At 74.2% G+C, this 1,797-nt stretch carries 1 protein-coding gene and 1 pseudogene; one reads left to right on the top strand and one right to left on the bottom strand.

The window, feature by feature from the left end; all coding sequences use genetic code 11:
- Positions 1-262, top strand: a pseudogene (locus IJH84_RS11890) (hypothetical protein); the annotation flags it as partial.
- Between the two features lie 9 nt (positions 263-271).
- On the opposite strand, the gene IJH84_RS11895 reads toward IJH84_RS11890, so the two are convergent.
- On the bottom strand, positions 272-1,797 hold a 1,526-nt coding region (locus tag IJH84_RS11895), incomplete at its 5' end, for a WD40 repeat domain-containing protein (protein ID WP_295144065.1).

Genomic DNA, 1,797 nt, shown 5'->3' on the forward strand with positions numbered 1-1,797 from the left:
CTGGGGCCTGCCCGTCGTCGAGGCCGCCGCGGCCGGTCGGCTCGTGGCCGCCGGGCCGTACCCGGTGCTGCGCGAGATCCGCGCCGCGGGCTTGATCGTGCCCGGCCCGGACGAGGTGCGGCGCATCGCCGAGCTGCTGACCGGCGGTGCCGAAGTGCGGGCCGCGAACCGGGCCGTGGTCCGCCGCCGGTTCGACGCGCAGGAACTCCCGCGGGAACTCACCGCTATCGCGACCCGGGCCCGCGAGCTGTCCCGCGGCTGACGGCCGCGGTCAGGACGAGCACACGTCCCGGTAAGCGACCTGCGGGATGGTCCGCTCCCACTGCGGCTTCGGCAGCACCCCGCTGGTCGACTCGCAGATGCGCCGGATCGCGTGTTCCACGTCGAGGTCCCACAGCCGCACGGTGTTGTCCTCGCTGGTGGAGACCAGCACGTTCCCGTCCGGGCTGAACCCGACCGCGTTCACCGCGGCCCCGTGCTCGGACAGGCTCTGCCCGATGGCCCGCGGCTCGTCCCGGTCCGACACGTCCCACAGCCGCACGGAGCGGTCCACGCTGCCGGTCGCCAACGTGCGCCCGTCCGGGCTGACCGCCACCGAGATCACCGACTGGGAGTGCCCGGCCAGCGGCCCGCCCACGGGTTTCGGTGCCGCCGGGTCGGTGATGTCCCAGAGCCGGGCGACCTTGTCGCTGCCCGCGCTGACCATCGTCTTGCCGTCCGGGCTGAACGCCACGGCTTTCACCGCCGAGCCGTGCGCGGTCAGCGGCGGGCCGAGCAGGTGCGCGCGCGCCGGGTCGTGCACGTCCCACAGCCGCAGCGTGCCGTCGTCGCCCGCGGTCGCCAAGGTGCGCCCGTCCGGGCTGTAGGCGATCAGGTTCAGGAACCCGGTGTGCCCGTACAGCGGCGTGCCGAGCCGCTTCGGGTGCAGCGGATCCCGCACGTCCCACAGCTGCACGGTGGTGTCGGTGTCACCTGCGGCGAGGACGGTGCCGTCCGGGCTGAACGCGACGTCGCCGACGTAGCGGGTGTCCACGGCCAGCGGCGCGCCCAACGGCTTCGGACGCGCCGGGTCGCTGAAGTCCCACAACCGGACCTGGCCGTCACCGCCGCCGGTGGCCAGCGTCCGGCCGTCCGGGCTGAAATCCAGGTACACCGAGCTGGGCTGACCGTCGTGCACCTGCAGCGGCGGCCGCAGCTGCCGCGGGTGCAGCGGGTCGGTGGTGTCCCACACCTGCAGCGTGCGGTCTTCGGCCGCGTTGACCATGGTCCGCCCGTCCGGGCTGAACTCCGCCGAGTTGACCGCCGCGGCGTGCCCGGACAGGACGCGCTCGGGCAGCGACCACAACCGGACGACGCCGTCGTCGCTGCCGGTGGCCAGCGTGCGCCCGTCCGGGCTGAACCCGACCGCGTAGACGGTGCTGCTGCCTGCGGCGAGGTTCTGCCCGAGCTGGGTGGGGTTGCGCGGATCGCTGATGTTCCACAGCCGGGCCGTGCTGTCCTCGCTGCTGGAGGCGAGCTTGTTGCCGTCCGGGCTGAACTTCACCGACCACACCGGGGCCGCGTGCCCGGTCAGCACCGGCCCGAGCGATCCCGCCCCGGCCGGGTCCCGGGTGTCCCAGAGCCGGATCGTCTTGTCCACGCTGCCGGAGGCCAGCTTGCTGCCGTCCGGGCTGAACGCCACCGAGTGCAACCCTCCGGTGTGCCCGCGCAGCACCGGGCCGACCGGAGAAGCGCGGGCCGGGTCCGTGACGTTCCACAGCCGCACGGTCGAGTCGTCGCCACCGGTGGCCAGCGTGC

The sequence above is a fragment of the Saccharopolyspora sp. genome (assembly GCF_017434145.1).
Taxonomy (GTDB): domain Bacteria; phylum Actinomycetota; class Actinomycetes; order Mycobacteriales; family Pseudonocardiaceae; genus Saccharopolyspora_C; species Saccharopolyspora_C galaxeae.